14 protein-coding genes are annotated in these 13828 nt (G+C 58.5%); 4 read left to right on the forward strand and 10 right to left on the reverse strand.

Translation table 11 applies throughout. The features are described from left to right. Positions 1–80 precede the first annotated feature (80 nt). From ACA063_RS01460 to gpmI, 4 genes are all read right to left on the reverse strand, one after another. A complete protein-coding gene (locus ACA063_RS01460; protein ID WP_497664512.1) occupies positions 81–857 on the reverse strand; it encodes a divergent polysaccharide deacetylase family protein in 777 nt (258 codons plus the stop codon). 1 nt (position 858) lies between these two features. Continuing rightward, positions 859–2178 (reverse strand): S41 family peptidase, encoded by a 1320-nt coding sequence (locus ACA063_RS01465; RefSeq protein WP_162436970.1) that lies wholly within the window; start codon positions 2176–2178, stop codon positions 859–861. A gap of 31 nt (positions 2179–2209) precedes the next feature. Then, positions 2210–3511, reverse strand: coding sequence for a murein hydrolase activator EnvC family protein (locus ACA063_RS01470; protein ID WP_497664513.1), 1302 nt, complete (start codon positions 3509–3511; stop codon positions 2210–2212). 252 nt (positions 3512–3763) lie between these two features. Then, positions 3764–5293 (reverse strand): 2,3-bisphosphoglycerate-independent phosphoglycerate mutase, encoded by a 1530-nt coding sequence (gene gpmI, locus ACA063_RS01475; protein WP_497664514.1) that lies wholly within the window; start codon positions 5291–5293, stop codon positions 3764–3766. Positions 5294–5446: 153 nt separating this feature from the next. Between gpmI and ACA063_RS01480 the strand changes: the two genes are divergently transcribed. The 3 genes from ACA063_RS01480 to secB are packed head-to-tail and all read left to right on the forward strand — an operon-like array spanning position 5447 to position 6647. Continuing rightward, a complete protein-coding gene (locus ACA063_RS01480; RefSeq protein WP_497664515.1) occupies positions 5447–5860 on the forward strand; it encodes a rhodanese-like domain-containing protein in 414 nt (137 codons plus the stop codon). 1 nt (position 5861) lies between these two features. Then, positions 5862–6116, forward strand: a complete 255-nt coding sequence (gene grxC, locus ACA063_RS01485; protein WP_010464569.1) for a glutaredoxin 3 — start codon at positions 5862–5864, stop codon at positions 6114–6116. A gap of 39 nt (positions 6117–6155) precedes the next feature. Beyond that, positions 6156–6647, forward strand: a complete 492-nt coding sequence (secB, locus tag ACA063_RS01490) for a protein-export chaperone SecB (RefSeq protein ID WP_194691701.1) — start codon at positions 6156–6158, stop codon at positions 6645–6647. 185 nt (positions 6648–6832) lie between these two features. On the opposite strand, the gene ACA063_RS01495 is transcribed toward secB, so the two are convergent. Beyond that, positions 6833–7288: a tRNA (cytidine(34)-2'-O)-methyltransferase gene (locus ACA063_RS01495; RefSeq protein ID WP_133837827.1), complete on the reverse strand. Its 456-nt coding sequence runs from the start codon at positions 7286–7288 to the stop codon at positions 6833–6835. Here ACA063_RS01495 and ACA063_RS01500 point away from each other — a divergent pair. Then, on the forward strand, positions 7287–7727 hold the full coding sequence (locus ACA063_RS01500) for a hypothetical protein (RefSeq protein WP_497664516.1): 441 nt from the start codon (positions 7287–7289) through the stop codon (positions 7725–7727). The genes ACA063_RS01495 and ACA063_RS01500 overlap by 2 nt on opposite strands. A gap of 552 nt (positions 7728–8279) precedes the next feature. Here the strand turns inward: ACA063_RS01500 and ntrC are convergent. The 5 genes from ntrC to glnA all read right to left on the reverse strand — a co-directional run bounded on the left by ntrC (position 8280) and on the right by glnA (position 13807). After that, positions 8280–9716, reverse strand: a complete 1437-nt coding sequence (gene ntrC / locus ACA063_RS01505) for a nitrogen regulation protein NR(I) (RefSeq protein ID WP_054055303.1) — start codon at positions 9714–9716, stop codon at positions 8280–8282. Next, entirely contained in the window at positions 9713–10798 is a 1086-nt protein-coding gene (glnL, locus tag ACA063_RS01510; protein WP_162436963.1) for a nitrogen regulation protein NR(II), read from the reverse strand. Before glnL ends, ntrC begins: the two co-directional genes overlap by 4 nt. Positions 10799–11029: 231 nt before the next feature. Beyond that, a complete protein-coding gene (locus ACA063_RS01515) occupies positions 11030–11650 on the reverse strand; it encodes a DUF4124 domain-containing protein (RefSeq protein ID WP_497664517.1) in 621 nt (206 codons plus the stop codon). After that, entirely contained in the window at positions 11647–12156 is a 510-nt protein-coding gene (locus ACA063_RS01520; RefSeq protein WP_497664518.1) for a DUF4124 domain-containing protein, read from the reverse strand. The genes ACA063_RS01515 and ACA063_RS01520 overlap by 4 nt, the downstream gene beginning before the upstream one ends. Positions 12157–12400: 244 nt before the next feature. Further along, positions 12401–13807 (reverse strand): type I glutamate--ammonia ligase, encoded by a 1407-nt coding sequence (gene glnA / locus ACA063_RS01525; protein ID WP_162436960.1) that lies wholly within the window; start codon positions 13805–13807, stop codon positions 12401–12403. Positions 13808–13828: the final 21 nt, after the last annotated feature.

Raw genomic sequence — 13828 nt, forward strand, 5'->3', positions numbered from 1 at the left:
TCGCAACATGGTTCACGTCACTATCTGGAATTCTTCGAAGCGTTCGGCGGTAACTATTTATGGGATATCGAGCCGGGTTATTACCGATAAATACCGTCTTTGCCATGAGCCGCCGTTGCGCGATTCCCGCGCACACTGATCATCAACTTGATATCAATCCAGTCGATACCCTGACCTTTTAGTTTCGGCAACTCACGCTCCAGTACCGCAAGCGTCTGCGGATACGGATGCCCGATCATCACCGCCGAACCCTGTTTACGCGCCAGGTTGATGGCCGTCTGTAACTGGATGAAGATCGCCGCTTCAGTGCGCTCGTCGTCCAGAAAAACGTCCCGGGAAACGCTTGCCAATCCAATCCTCTGTGCCTCGGCAGCAGCGACTGTCTGCGCGCTGGTGCGGCTGTCGACGAAGAACTTGTGCCTGCGCTGCAAGTCCGCCATCAACCAGGCCATTGCAGCCGGTTGCGAGGTCATGCGGCTGCCCATGTGGTTATTGATGCCTGCGGTGTAGGGGACCATTTTGAATGCCGCGTTCAGGCGTTTTTCCAGCTCATCGAGAGGTAAGTCAGGGTGCCAGGCGAACGGGCCGGTGGCCGGGTCCATAGGCATGTGAAGGATGACAATCTTGCCGGCGCGATGGGCTTCGCGGGCAAATTCAGTGGCGTGGGGAGTGTCAGGCATGATGGCAGCCGTGACCGGACCGGGCAGGGCGAGCACGCGGCGGTCCCGAGGCAGGTTCTGCCCCAGGTCATCGATGATCAGGCTCAGGTAGGCCTTTTGCTGAGCCGGCTTGGCGGGCGTTGCATGAGCAACACCCATCAGACAGCACAGCAGGCCGAGGGCTAACCGCAGGCGCATCTCAGCGGCCGGAGGTGATGCTCAGCCCTTTGAGCAGGCTCAGCGCCTGGGCCAATTGGTAATCGTCGTCCTGCGGCATCACCTTGGGTTTGGCGCCCGAACCGGTCGGCTTGTCTTCGCCGCCATTGCCATTACCCAGGTGCCCTTGCAAATCGGCTTCCTTGAAATACTCGCCGTCTTGCTCGCTGGTGATCTTGGCCTTGCGCACTTCGATGTCCGGGACGATGCCCTGAGCCTGGATCGAACGGCCGTTCGGCGTGTAATACAACGCAGTGGTGATCTTCAGTGCGCGGTCGTTGTTCAGCGGCAGTACCGTTTGAACCGAGCCTTTACCGAAGCTTGTGGTGCCCATGACCACTGCGCGTTTCTGATCCTGCAAGGCGCCGGCGACAATTTCCGAGGCCGAGGCGCTGCCGCCGTTGATCAACACGACCATTGGCACAGCTTCGCTTTCATCCTTTCCAGTGGCCGAGAAGCGCAATTCGGAGTTGGCGATGCGACCCTTGGTGTAGACGATCAAGCCCTTGGTGATGAAGTGGTCGACCACTTCAACCGCCGCTTGCAGCACGCCGCCCGGATTGTTGCGCAGATCAAGGATGACACCTTTGAGTTTCTTGCCATTGTCCTTGCGCAGCTTGGCCAGGGCCTTGGAGACCTCTTCGCCGGTCTTGACCTGGAACTGGGTAATGCGGATATAGCCGTAGCCCGACTCGAGCAACTGGGCCTTCACGCTCTTCACCTGGATGATGGCGCGTGCGAGGGTCACGTCAAACGGTGTGCCGCCGTCACGTACAAGGGTCAGGGTGATTTTCTGACCGATCTTGCCACGCATCTTGTCCACGGCTTCAGTCATGCTCTGGCCGCGAGTCGGTTGGCCGTTGATCTTGACGATGAAGTCGCCCGCCTGAATGCCGGCCTTGGACGCCGGGGTGTCATCGATTGGCGATACCACCTTGATGAAACCGTCTTCGGCGCCCACTTCGATGCCCAGGCCACCAAACTCGCCGCTGGTGCTTTCCTGCAACTCCGCGAAATCTTCCGGGCCAAGGTAGGCGGAGTGCGGGTCGAGGTTGCTGAGCATGCCTTTGATGGCATTTTCCAGCAGGGTCTTGTCGTCTACCGGTTCGACATAAGCGGCTTTGATCCGGTCCATGACCTCGGCAAATGTGCGCAACTCTTCCAGAGGCAGTGGTGCCTTGGTGGTCGCAGCAGTGCCCGCAGGTGCAACCGCTGGCGCAGGTTGAGCGGCGAACGCCAGAGGCGCGCCGATCACCAGAGCGATCGTCAGGGCCAGCGAGGTAAGGCGGGACAGATGCAGCATGTCGAACGAACTCCTGAATTAGGTAAGGCGCTTATCCTTGCGCGCGACACCATTGTGCCGGATCACTCGGGTGACCCTGCTGACGAATTGCGAAATACAGCGCTGGTGTGTCCTGCCCGCCACTGCTACCGACAGTGGAGATGGACTCACCGGCTTTAACCACATCACCCGCAGACTTCAACAGCGTCTGATTGTGACCATAAAGACTCAAGAAACCGTTGCCGTGATCGAGAATCACAAGCAGGCCGGCACCACGCAACCAGTCGGCAAACACCACGCGACCTCCGTGAACGGCATGTACCTGGCTGCCGGCGGACGCGCTGATCATCACGCCGTCCCATTTGGTACGAGCGTCGTCGCCACGGGATTCGCCAAAGCGTGCCAGCAGTCGACCATCAACAGGCCAAGGAAGTTTTCCCCGAGTTGAAGCAAACGCACCACCGAAGGTCTCGCCTGAACTGGAAACAAGGGCGCCGGGTGTCGATTTAACAGCTTTGCGTGGGGCGTCGGTCGTATCTGCCGCGTCTGCTGCTGCCTGGGCCTCACGTAAACGCTTTTTTTCGGCTTCCTGCTGGGCGATCAGCGCTTTTTGCCGCGCCTCTTCTGCCTCACGGGCCTGGCGGGCCAAGGTTTCTTCAATGGTTTTAAGGACTTTAGACAGGTCTGCCTGATCCTGCTCGCGAGACGCCAGTTTTTGGTCGCGAGCCTTTACGTCTTCATTGAGCTTGGCCAGGACTTGCTGGCGCTCTTTGCGAACCTTGTCGAGTTCGTCGCGCTGACTGTCGAGGCTGCTTTTCTGAACGAGTAACTGCGCCTGCTGCATGTCGATGTCTTTTTCGACATTGGCCAGTTGGCGCAGGGTTTCGTTGAAGTTCTTCAGCTGTTCCAGGCGGGCCTGGCTCAGGTAGTCGTAATAGGTGAGGGTGCGGGCGAATTTTTCCGGATTCTGCTGGTTGAGCAGCAGTTTCAGATACTCCTGACGACCATTCTGATAGGCCGCACGGGCCTGAATGGCGATCAGTTGTTGCTGTTCAGTGCGCGCGCTCTGGAGTTTTTTTTTCTCCGCATCGAGTCGTTGCAGCTCGGATTCGCTTTTCTTCAGCTCTTTTTGCAGGGCATCGACCTGTTTCTCGAGCTTGCCCATCTCGGTTTCGGTGCCCTTGAGGTCTTTTTGAACGCCGGATCTTTCTTCCTGAATCTTGCCCAGCAGTTTCTTCAACTCGGCAATGTCCTGACGCGTGGCGTCCAACTGTTGTTGGGTTTGCGCGCGCTCGTCAGCGAAGGCCGGTTGGAGCAGGCAGGTCAGAGCAAGGGCTATCAGGACGCGAAGCATAGAGGCGGGCGACACCAGGGAAAGGGACGGCCTAGTATGCCCGCCAAGCGCCGCAAAAAAAACGCCCAATTGGGGTTGTGTGATAACCGGGCTGGCAAGTGGGTGTAATTAATCTTTGAAACCACCACAAACCACTGTGGGAGCGGGCTTGCCCGCGATGGCGTCTTAACATTCAACAGTGATGTTGGCTGTCAGATTGCTATCGCTGGCAAGCCAGCTCCCACAGAGTTTTGTGGTGATTTGAAGGGCGGGTTACACCAGTATTGAAGTGCCCGTCATTTCTTCCGGTTTTTCCATTCCCAGCAGCATCAGCATGGTCGGCGCCACATCCGCCAGCACGCCGCCATCGCGTACCTTGAAGTCACGCTTGCCGACATAAATGAACGGCACCGGCTCGGTGGTGTGAGCGGTGTGAGCCTGGCCGGTGGATTCGTCAGCCATTTGCTCGACGTTGCCATGGTCAGCCGTGATCAGCGCTTCGCCGCCAACCTTGTCCAGCGCGTCAACGATGCGACCGACACACAGGTCCAGGCATTCAACGGCTTTGACCGCCGCATCGAACACGCCGCTGTGGCCGACCATGTCACCGTTGGCATAGTTGACCACGATCACGTCGTAACGCTGGTTTTCGATAGCGTCGACGATGCGGTCGGTCACTTCCGGGGCGCTCATCTCGGGCTGCAAGTCATAGGTGGCGACTTTTGGCGACGGGATCAGGATACGTTCTTCACCCGGGAACGGTTCTTCGCGTCCGCCAGAGAAGAAGAAGGTGACGTGGGCGTATTTCTCGGTTTCGGCGATGCGCAGCTGGGTTTTACCGTTTTTCGCCAGGTAGTCGCCCAACACGTTTTCCAGGCTGCCGGCGGCAAAGGCCGAGGGGGCAGGAATGCTGGCGGCGTATTGAGTCAGCATGACGAAGCCGGCCAGTTTCGGCTGACGGGCGCGTTCGAACTCCTTGAAGTCATCTTCGACGAACACGCGAGTCAGTTCACGGGCGCGGTCCGCACGGAAGTTCATGAACACGACGGCATCGCCATCTTCGACTTTGACCGGTTCGCCGATAGAGGTGGCTTTAACGAATTCATCGCTCTCGCCACGGTCGTAGGCCGCTTGCAGACCTTCCTGCGCAGTGGCGGCGTTGAATTCACCGTTGCCGTCGACAATCAGGTTGTAAGCCTGGGACACACGGTCCCAACGATTATCGCGGTCCATGGCGAAGTAACGGCCAACAATGCTGGCGATCCGGCCTTTACCGAGGGCCTCGAACGTGGCGTCGAGCAGTTCGATAGAGGACTGAGCGCTTTTTGGCGGTGTGTCGCGACCGTCGAGGAAGGCGTGAAGGTAGATTTTTTCGGCGCCGCGCTTGAAGGCCAGTTCAGCCATGGCAACCAGGTGATCCTGGTGACTGTGAACGCCCCCATCGGACAGCAAGCCCATGAAGTGCACGGCTTTGCCGGCAGCGACGGCTTTATCCACGGCGGCGCAAATGGTCGGATTTTCGAAGAATTCGCCATCACGGATCGATTTGGTGACGCGCGTGAAATCCTGATACACCACGCGGCCGGCACCGAGGTTCATGTGGCCAACTTCTGAATTGCCCATCTGGCCATCCGGCAGGCCGACGTCCATGCCGCTGCCCGAGATCAGGCCGTTTGGCACGGTGGCAGTCAAACGGTCCAGTACGGGCTTCTTGGCCGCGAACACGGCGTTGGATTCAGGGCTGTCGCTGTGACCGAAGCCGTCGAGAATAATCAGGACCAAAGGTTTAGGCGTGGTAGTCATGGATTCCACTCGTGGCTGAGTTAAAAGAGGGCGATGGAAAAGGGAGTAGGAGTTTAAAGCTAAGTTCCTGCGGCGTCACCGCCGGACGGGGTTTGGCCCACCATAGTGGCTGTGTATACTGGCCGACATTTTAACGCCCTGGAACCTCCTTCAATGGTTGATCACCTGATTGCATTTGCCACCACCCACTATCTGCTCGTCGGTATCTTCGCCGTTCTGCTGGCTCTGCTGATCGCCCATGAAATGAAAGGCGGCGGCCGTAGCCTGAGCACCGGTGAACTGACCGGGCTGGTCAACAAGGACGAGGGCGTGGTGATCGATATTCGTTCGACCAAGGACTTTGCCGCCGGTCACATTGTTGGCGCGTTGAACATTCCTCACGACAAACTGACCGCTCGCGTCGGTGAGTTGGAGAAGCACAAGTCCAAGACCATCATCCTGGTTGACGCCGTGGGCCAGACCGCTGGCACTCACGCTCGCGAACTGATGAAATCGGGCTTCACTGCGGCCAAGCTGTCCGGCGGGATTTCCAGCTGGAAAGGCGACAACCTGCCGCTGGTGAAGTGATATGAGCAACGTCGTCGTCTATTCCAGCGATTACTGCCCTTACTGCTCGCGAGCCAAGTACCTGCTCGAGAACAAAGGCGTGGCCTTCGAAGAGATCAAGGTCGATGGCAAGCCGCAGGTGCGTGCCGCCATGGCCCAGAAAGCCGGGCGTACGTCCGTGCCGCAGATCTGGATCGGTGAGCGCCACATTGGTGGCTGTGATGATTTGTTTGCCCTGGAGCGCGCCGGCAAGCTCGACGCGATGCTCAAGGCCTAATTCCTTCCCTATAAGACCCAAGATCAGAAAGGATCTGAGATGACTGACCAACAGAACACAGCAGCTAGCGAAGAAGACACCTCGCCGCAATTCTCTTTGCAGCGCATCTACGTACGTGACTTGTCTTTCGAAGCCCCGAAAAGCCCAGCGATCTTCCGCCAGCAGTGGGAACCGAGCGTTGGCCTGGATCTGAATACCCGTCAAAAGGCTTTGGAAGCTGACTTCCACGAAGTGGTGCTGACCCTGTCGGTGACCGTGAAGAACGGCGAAAACGGCGAAGTGGCGTTCATCGCTGAAGTGCAACAGGCCGGGATCTTCCTGATCAAGAACCTGGACGACGCTTCGATGAGCCACACCCTGGGCGCGTTCTGCCCGAACATCCTGTTCCCGTACGCTCGCGAAACCCTGGACAGCCTGGTTACCCGTGGCTCGTTCCCGGCGCTGATGCTGGCTCCAGTGAACTTCGATGCGCTGTACGCACAAGAACTGCAACGCATGCAGGCGGCTGGCGAGACTCCGACCGTTCAGTAAACGTTCGATGCAGTCACGAAAAAAGCGCCGTAACAGGCGCTTTTTTCATGGGGAATACGAAATGGCTGGATGTGCGCTGATTTCGCCGACCTCTGTAGGAGCTGCCGAAGGCTGCGATCTTTTGATCTTAAAAATCAAAATCAAAAGATCGCAGCCTGCGGCAGCTCCTACAGTGGATCGCGTTGTTACTTGAACCCGAGCTGGCGCCAGCCTTCGTAAACGGCTACGGCCACAGTGTTCGACAGATTCAGGCTGCGGCAGCCTTCGCGCATCGGTAGCCGAAGGCGTTGTTCGCCGGGCAGGGCGTCCAGCACGTCAGCGGGCAGGCCGCGGCTTTCCGGGCCGAAGAGGAACGCATCGCCTTCTGCAAAGCTGGCATCGTGGAACGGCCGCGAGCCCTTGGTGGTAAAGGCGAACAGGCGCGGGTGGCCGAGGCTTTCCAGGCAACTGGCAAGGTCGGCGTGGCGCTGCAGGGTGGCGTATTCGTGATAGTCGAGGCCGGCCCTTCGCAGGCGCTTGTCGTCCATCTCGAAACCCAGCGGTTCGATCAAATGCAGGTGGCAGCCACTGTTGGCGCACAGCCTGATAACGTTGCCGGTATTCGGCGGAATTTCTGGTTGGAAAAGGATGACGTGAAACATGCACGGCTCCGAAGGTAAAGATGACCGGCATTCTACGCCGCAAGCGGACAAGCGTTCGAAACTATTCCCACGGGTGATGGGTTCGCTGGCGATTGTCGGGGTCATGGTGGGATTGATGATCGGTCGCCTGACCACACCGGACCCCAGCACCTTGCAGCAGGTCGAGGTGACGAGTGATGGCCTGGTGATGTGGTTCAACAACGAACCCAAGGTCCACGGCGAGATCGTGGACGGCAGTGTCGCACTGCTGTTCAGTGCTGAAGGCAAGGCGCAGAACGGTCAGCTCAAGCTCAACGACAAAGGCGTGAACTGGCGTGTACGTTTGAGTGATGGGGGGTTGTTGTTGACGGTGGTGGCGGCTCGACCGCTTCAGGGCGACTGGGCCGGTAGCGAGGTCGATGACCGTTGGCGGCTGGAGATCCATCTCCGAGAGCAATAAAAGAGGGAATCCCCGGCCTGCCTGTACCAAGGTCCCCAAAACGGGAGGGGTCACGCGTTGCGTCGTGAACCCGGTGTAAAGAAGGAACCCCTGACCTGCCTGTATCAAGGGCCCCAAAACTGCGTGGGCTCGTCGCAAGTGCGGTATGAGCCCGGTGTAAAGAGGGGAATCCCCGGCCTGCCTGTACCAAGGTCCCCGAAACTGGGTAGTGAATCGAATCACTGAAAGGACTATTGCAGGGGGCGTGCCAGCTTTTAACAAGTTGAAACAGAAAGTCGTCGTTGAATGCTGAAAGCCCCGTATTGCGGGGCTTTCGTGTTTTTTCGATAGGGGTTCGATTGCGAAAAGAGGTGGGGTTTTAAGCCAGTGTTTGTGCGCGATTGCGGTTCACGGTGCCTTCAGTCGGTGCACCGAACCCCCAAAAGCATCGCGGGCAAGGCCGCTCCCACAGTATTCAGCGGTGTACACAAAATTGTGAAAGCACCAAAGATCACTGTGGGAGCGGGCTTGCCCGCGAATGGATCTAACGATCAGCGAAGATCTACAGGCTGATTAGCCCTCTTCCCCCTCATCATCATCCCCACCATCAACCTTCATTCCCAATTCCTTGATCTTGCGAGTCAGGGTATTTCGTCCCCAGCCCAACAGAACCGCGGCATCGCGGCGACGGCCAGCGGTGTGTTTCAGGGCGGTTTCAATCATGATCCGCTCAAAGGCCGGCACGGCGCTGTCCAGTAAGCTCGACTGACCGCGAGCCAGCGCCTGGTCCGCCCACTGGCGCAATGCTTGTTCCCAGTTGGTGACCGGCGCCGAATCCTGCGGCAGGTTCAGCAACTCTGGCGGCAAGTCGCTGATGTGCACTTCGCGGCCGGAAGCCATCACGGTGATCCAGCGGCAAGTGTTCTCCAACTGGCGCACGTTGCCGCCCCACGGCAGGTTCTTCAGGTATTCCTCGGTTTCACTTTTCAGCAGCTTCGGCTCAACCGCGAGCTCTTGCGCGGCGCGGCTGAGGAAGTGTTTGGCGAGGGTCGGGATGTCTTCGCGACGGTCCGACAGGCGCGGGATGTGAATGCGGATCACGTTGAGGCGATGGAACAAGTCCTCGCGGAATTTCCCCGCGTGCACCAGGGTTTCGAGGTTCTGGTGCGTCGCGGCGATGATTCGCACATCCACCTTGACCGGCGTATGACCGCCAACGCGGTAGAACTCGCCATCCGCCAGCACCCGCAGCAAGCGGGTTTGCGTATCTGCTGGCATGTCGCCGATTTCATCGAGGAACAGTGTGCCGCCATCAGCCTGCTCAAAGCGCCCGCGACGCAGGTTGGCCGCACCGGTAAACGCGCCTTTCTCGTGGCCGAACAGCTCGGATTCCATCAAGTCTTTCGGAATCGCCGCCATATTCAGCGCAATAAAAGGGGACGCCGCGCGGGGGCTGTGGCGGTGCAGGGCATGCGCCACCAGTTCTTTGCCGGTGCCGGATTCGCCATTGATCAACACGGTGATGTTGGAGTGACTCAAGCGCCCGATGGCGCGAAACACTTCCTGCATCGCCGGCGCTTCGCCGATGATTTCCGGGGTGCGGGTCAGAGCGACCGGCACTTCCAGGCCTTGCTGTTCCTGCGCATGCTGGTTGGCGCGCTTGACCAGGGACACGGCTTCGTCGACGTCGAACGGCTTGGGCAGGTATTCGAATGCGCCGCCCTGATAGGACGCGACAGCGCTGTCCAGATCGGAGTGCGCGGTCATGATGATGACCGGTAGCCGTGGGTGTTGCTCGCGAATCCGCGCCAAGAGGTCCAGACCGCTGGCGCCCGGCATGCGGATGTCGGAGATAATCACGTCCGGCTGCTGGCGCGCCAGGCGGCTCATCACGCCATCAGCGCTGTCGAAGCTTTGCGTGGTCATGCCTTCCTGTTGCAAGGCTTTTTCCAGAACCCAACGGATTGAACGGTCGTCATCGACGATCCACACGGTTTCACTACGGCTCATGTCGATGTGGCTCCTTGTTCCAGTGGCAGAAAGATCGAGAAGGTTGTGTGGCCTGGATGGCTGTCACATTCGATCAGGCCCTGGTGCTGGCTGATGATGTTCTGGGTAATGGCCAGGCCCAGCCCGGTACCGTCCGGACGGCCGCTGACCATGGGAAAGAAGATGGTTTCCTGCAGTTCCGCAGGAATGCCGGGACCGTTGTCGATGATTTCGATCTTGGTCACCAGTCGATGGCGTACATGGCCGATGGTAAACTGGCGCATGGCGCGCGTACGCAGGCTGATGCGGCCAAGGCGCAACTCGTTCTGGCTGCTGATGGCCTGCATCGCGTTGCGCACGATGTTCAACACCGCCTGAATCATCTGTTCGCGGTCGATCAGGACGTCGGGAATGCTTGGGTCGTAATCGCGCACCAAGGTAATGCAACCCTGGCTTTCGGCCTCGACCAGGTGGCAGACGCGCTCCAGCACTTCGTGGATGTTGCACATGGCCAGGGACGGCAGCTTGTTGGAGCCGAGCATGCGATCGACGAGGTTACGCAGGCGATCGGCTTCTTCGATGATCACGTTGGTGTAATCGCGCAGGCTTTCTTCCGGCAATTCACGGGCGAGCAATTGCGCAGCGCCGCGAATCCCGCCGAGCGGATTCTTGATTTCATGAGCGAGGCCGCGCACCAGCATCTTGCTGGTTTCCTGCTTCGACAGCTGCGCCTCTTCCTTGGTGATCCGCAGCAAGCGATCACGGGGATGGACTTCCAAAAGCAGCATGGTGGCGCCGTTGGCCAGGATCGGTGTCACTGCATAATCGACGGTCAGCGTCTGGCCGGTGAGGGCGGTGAGCATCGCTTCGCGCTTGGTAAAAGGATGGGCCTGCTCGACCGCCTGGCGTAGGGAATTCAGTGCTTCGGTGGACTCGGTGAACAACTCGCTGATGAACTGTCCATGGCTACGTTGGCCGCTGATGGCCAGCAGCATTTCAGCCGCCGGGTTCATGTACTCGAGGCGCAGTTCGGCGTCGAGCAGGATGGTGGCGGTGGTGAGGTTGTCGAGTAGCAATCGATGCAGTGCGTCGCTAATGGTCATCAGGACCTCTTTTGGAGCAGGGCGCGCGCATGAATAAAGCGCTGATGCGGGGAAAATGCAAAAACCAAACCAAGGCTCCGAAAAGAAGCGTTTAAGGCTTGAAACGGGCGTTTGACGCTCATTTACGTGGCGTTCTGCCAGCTGTCGCGGGTACTTTCGAACCAAAATGGGATGAGAGTTGGGAACGATGGCGCAATTCGCACCAGTACAGTGCGCAATCGTAAGTGACAATTAAAAGAAGCGCAGGAAGGGATTTTTTTCTTCTTCGGGTTTGTCTTTGAGCGGGCATTCGGGTCGCTGACCGTAATCGGTCAGCACGCAGGGTTTGACCTGGCGTTTTTGCGCGAGGGAGATACGCAGCATGTGGAACGGCTGGTTGGCGGTACGTTCGACGGTGCGACCCTGCTCATCAATGATTTCCACGGACAGGTTGTGGGAGCCGCGGTCGAGGTTGCTCAAGGCAAACACCGGGCTCCGTCCGGGTTCGGATGTGGGTTGGCCGTCCACCAGCAGGCGATAGCGGTGACCTCGTTGCAGGCCGGGTTCGCTGGTGACGCTGACAATCAGTTCACCGGCGCTACTGCGGACCGTGGCGTCGGGTTCCGGTATCAGCACTCTGAGCATGTCGTAATGAAACGACGGTGGTGTTTCCGTTTTCTTACTGACAATGACGGGCACTGCGCCGGTCGGGTTGGCGGACATCCGATTGCTCGGCGCCATCGGCACACGTTTGGCGTTACCCGTGACGGGTTGATCGGTGAAGACCCGATTGCCTTGGGCGTCGGTATAGGTGAAGACCTCGGCTGCCACGGGTAGCGCGATCAGGCAGGCCAGCAGCAGCCACGCCCTCACGGTTTATGGACCCGTTGCACTGTGAAGGTGATGGTCGGGCTTTGCTGAATGATGTTTTCTCCATCGATAACCTGAACGGCGAAGCTGTGTTCGCCGCGGTCGATGTTGACCAGTTGCAGGATCGGTACGTTGCTCGGCTGGCCGTAAGGTTGATCATCCAGCAATAGCCTGAACAGATGAGCTCCTTGCAGGCGAGGTTTGATCTGCACATTGACGGTGAACGTGCCGTTGTTGGCGCGCAGGGCTTCGGTGGTGGGCAAGTTGGTCAGCTCAAGCACCTCATAGGCGCTCAGTGGCTGCTGACGGTTGTTGGCTTCGGCGGCTGGCGCAGGTGGGGCCTGTCGCTCGACGCTGTTCAGGGGTGGCAACTCGACGGGCTGCGCCTGCACGCCATCGGGCGGCTGATTGCTGTACGCGGTATTGCCGGCGGCGTCGGTGTACTTATAGATCTGCGCTGCGGCGGGCAGGGCGATCAGCAGCAACATCAATAGAAAACCACGACCCATAAAATCGACCAGAAACGAAAGCGTTGGGGTGCAGCATAGGTCAGGGCTGGCGGTTGGCCCAAGTTGTTAACATTCGGATGCTTAAAGGCGAGATCAAAAGATCGCAGCCTTCGGCAGCTCCTACAGGTTGTACGCGTTCCAAAGTAGGAGCTGCCGAAGGCTGCGATCTTTTGACTTTGCCCACAAAAAAGGCCTCCCGAAGGAGGCCTTTCTTTTTCACGCCGCTTGCGCAGGCGCTACCGGATCAGCAGCTGTAGTACAGCTCGTATTCCAGTGGGTGTACGAAGGTACGGACCTTGATTTCTTCTTCGCTTTTCAGAGCGATGTAAGCGTCGATGAAGTCGTCGCTGAAAACGCCGCCTTTGGTCAGGAACGCACGACCTTTGTCCAGCTCTTCCAGGGCTTCTTTCAGGCTGCCGCAAACTTGTGGGATCTCTTTCGCCTCTTCAGGCGGCAGGTCGTACAGGTTTTTGTCAGCTGCATCGCCAGGGTGGATCTTGTTCTGGATACCGTCCAGACCAGCCATTACCAGGGCAGCGAAGGCCAGGTACGGGTTGGCTGCCGGATCCGGGAAGCGAGCTTCGATACGGCGAGCGCGAGGGCTGGACACGTAAGGAATACGGATCGAAGCGGAACGGTTGCGAGCCGAGTAGGCCAGCATCACTGGCGCTTCGAAACCTGGGACCAGACGCTTGTAGGAGTTGGTCGACGGGTTGGTGAAGCCGTTCAGTGCCTTACCGTGCTTGATGATACCGCCGATGAAGAACAGTGCGGTGTCGGACAGGCCGGCATAGCCTTCGCCAGCGAAGGTGTTCTTGCCTTCTTTAGCGATGGACAGGTGAACGTGCATACCCGAACCGTTATCGCCGTACAGAGGCTTAGGCATGAAGGTAGCAGTACGGCCGTAAGCAACAGCCACGTTGTGTACGCAGTACTTCAGGGTCTGAACTTCGTCAGCCTTGGCGACCAGGGTGTTGAACTTCACGCCGATTTCGTTCTGGCCAGCAGTTGCCACTTCGTGGTGGTGAACTTCGATGACCAGGCCCATTTCTTCCATGGCGTTGCACATGGAGGTACGGATTTCATGGTCGTGGTCAAACGGTGGAACCGGGAAGTAGCCGCCTTTGATGCCTGGACGGTGGCCATGGTTGCCGCCTTCGACGTCCTGGTCAGACATCCACGAACCTTGCTCGGAGATGATTTTGAACATCGAGCCGGAGATGTCCGACTTGAATTTCACTTGGTCAAAGATGAAGAACTCTGGCTCCGGACCAACGAAAACGGTATCGCCGATACCGGTCGACTTCAGGTATTCCTCGGCACGCTTGGCGATCGCACGTGGGTCACGGTCGTAGCCCTGCATGGTCGACGGCTCGATGACGTCGCACACGATGATCAGCGTTGGGTCTTCGGTGAACGGATCGAGAACGGCAGTGCTGTCGTCTGGCAGCAGGATCATGTCGGAAGCTTCGATGCCTTTCCAGCCAGCGATGGAGGAACCGTCGAACATTTTGCCTTCTTCGAAGAAAGCGTCATCCAGCGCGTCGCGAGCCGGCATGGTCACGTGGTGCTGAGTGCCTTTGGTGTCCGTGAAGCGCAGATCAATCCACTTGACGTCATGATCTTTGATGAGTTGAACCGACTTCGACATAGTGTCCTCCGGGTGGCTTCG

It is taken from the genome of Pseudomonas sp. LBUM1643 (genome assembly GCF_059716215.1).

Coding starts and splice junctions, on each gene's coding strand:
- ntrC (WP_054055303.1), bottom strand. CDS start 9,716: ATGAGCCGTAGTGAAACCGTGTGGATCGTCGATGACGACCGTTCAATC.
- glnL (WP_162436963.1), bottom strand. CDS start 10,798: ATGACCATTAGCGACGCACTGCATCGATTGCTACTCGACAACCTCACC.
- ACA063_RS01495 (WP_133837827.1), bottom strand. CDS start 7,288: ATGTTTCACGTCATCCTTTTCCAACCAGAAATTCCGCCGAATACCGGC.
- ACA063_RS01480 (WP_497664515.1), top strand. CDS start 5,447: ATGGTTGATCACCTGATTGCATTTGCCACCACCCACTATCTGCTCGTC.
- gpmI (WP_497664514.1), bottom strand. CDS start 5,293: ATGACTACCACGCCTAAACCTTTGGTCCTGATTATTCTCGACGGCTTC.
- secB (WP_194691701.1), top strand. CDS start 6,156: ATGACTGACCAACAGAACACAGCAGCTAGCGAAGAAGACACCTCGCCG.
- glnA (WP_162436960.1), bottom strand. CDS start 13,807: ATGTCGAAGTCGGTTCAACTCATCAAAGATCATGACGTCAAGTGGATT.
- ACA063_RS01520 (WP_497664518.1), bottom strand. CDS start 12,156: ATGGGTCGTGGTTTTCTATTGATGTTGCTGCTGATCGCCCTGCCCGCC.
- ACA063_RS01470 (WP_497664513.1), bottom strand. CDS start 3,511: ATGCTTCGCGTCCTGATAGCCCTTGCTCTGACCTGCCTGCTCCAACCG.
- ACA063_RS01500 (WP_497664516.1), top strand. CDS start 7,287: ATGCACGGCTCCGAAGGTAAAGATGACCGGCATTCTACGCCGCAAGCG.
- ACA063_RS01465 (WP_162436970.1), bottom strand. CDS start 2,178: ATGCTGCATCTGTCCCGCCTTACCTCGCTGGCCCTGACGATCGCTCTG.
- grxC (WP_010464569.1), top strand. CDS start 5,862: ATGAGCAACGTCGTCGTCTATTCCAGCGATTACTGCCCTTACTGCTCG.
- ACA063_RS01460 (WP_497664512.1), bottom strand. CDS start 857: ATGCGCCTGCGGTTAGCCCTCGGCCTGCTGTGCTGTCTGATGGGTGTT.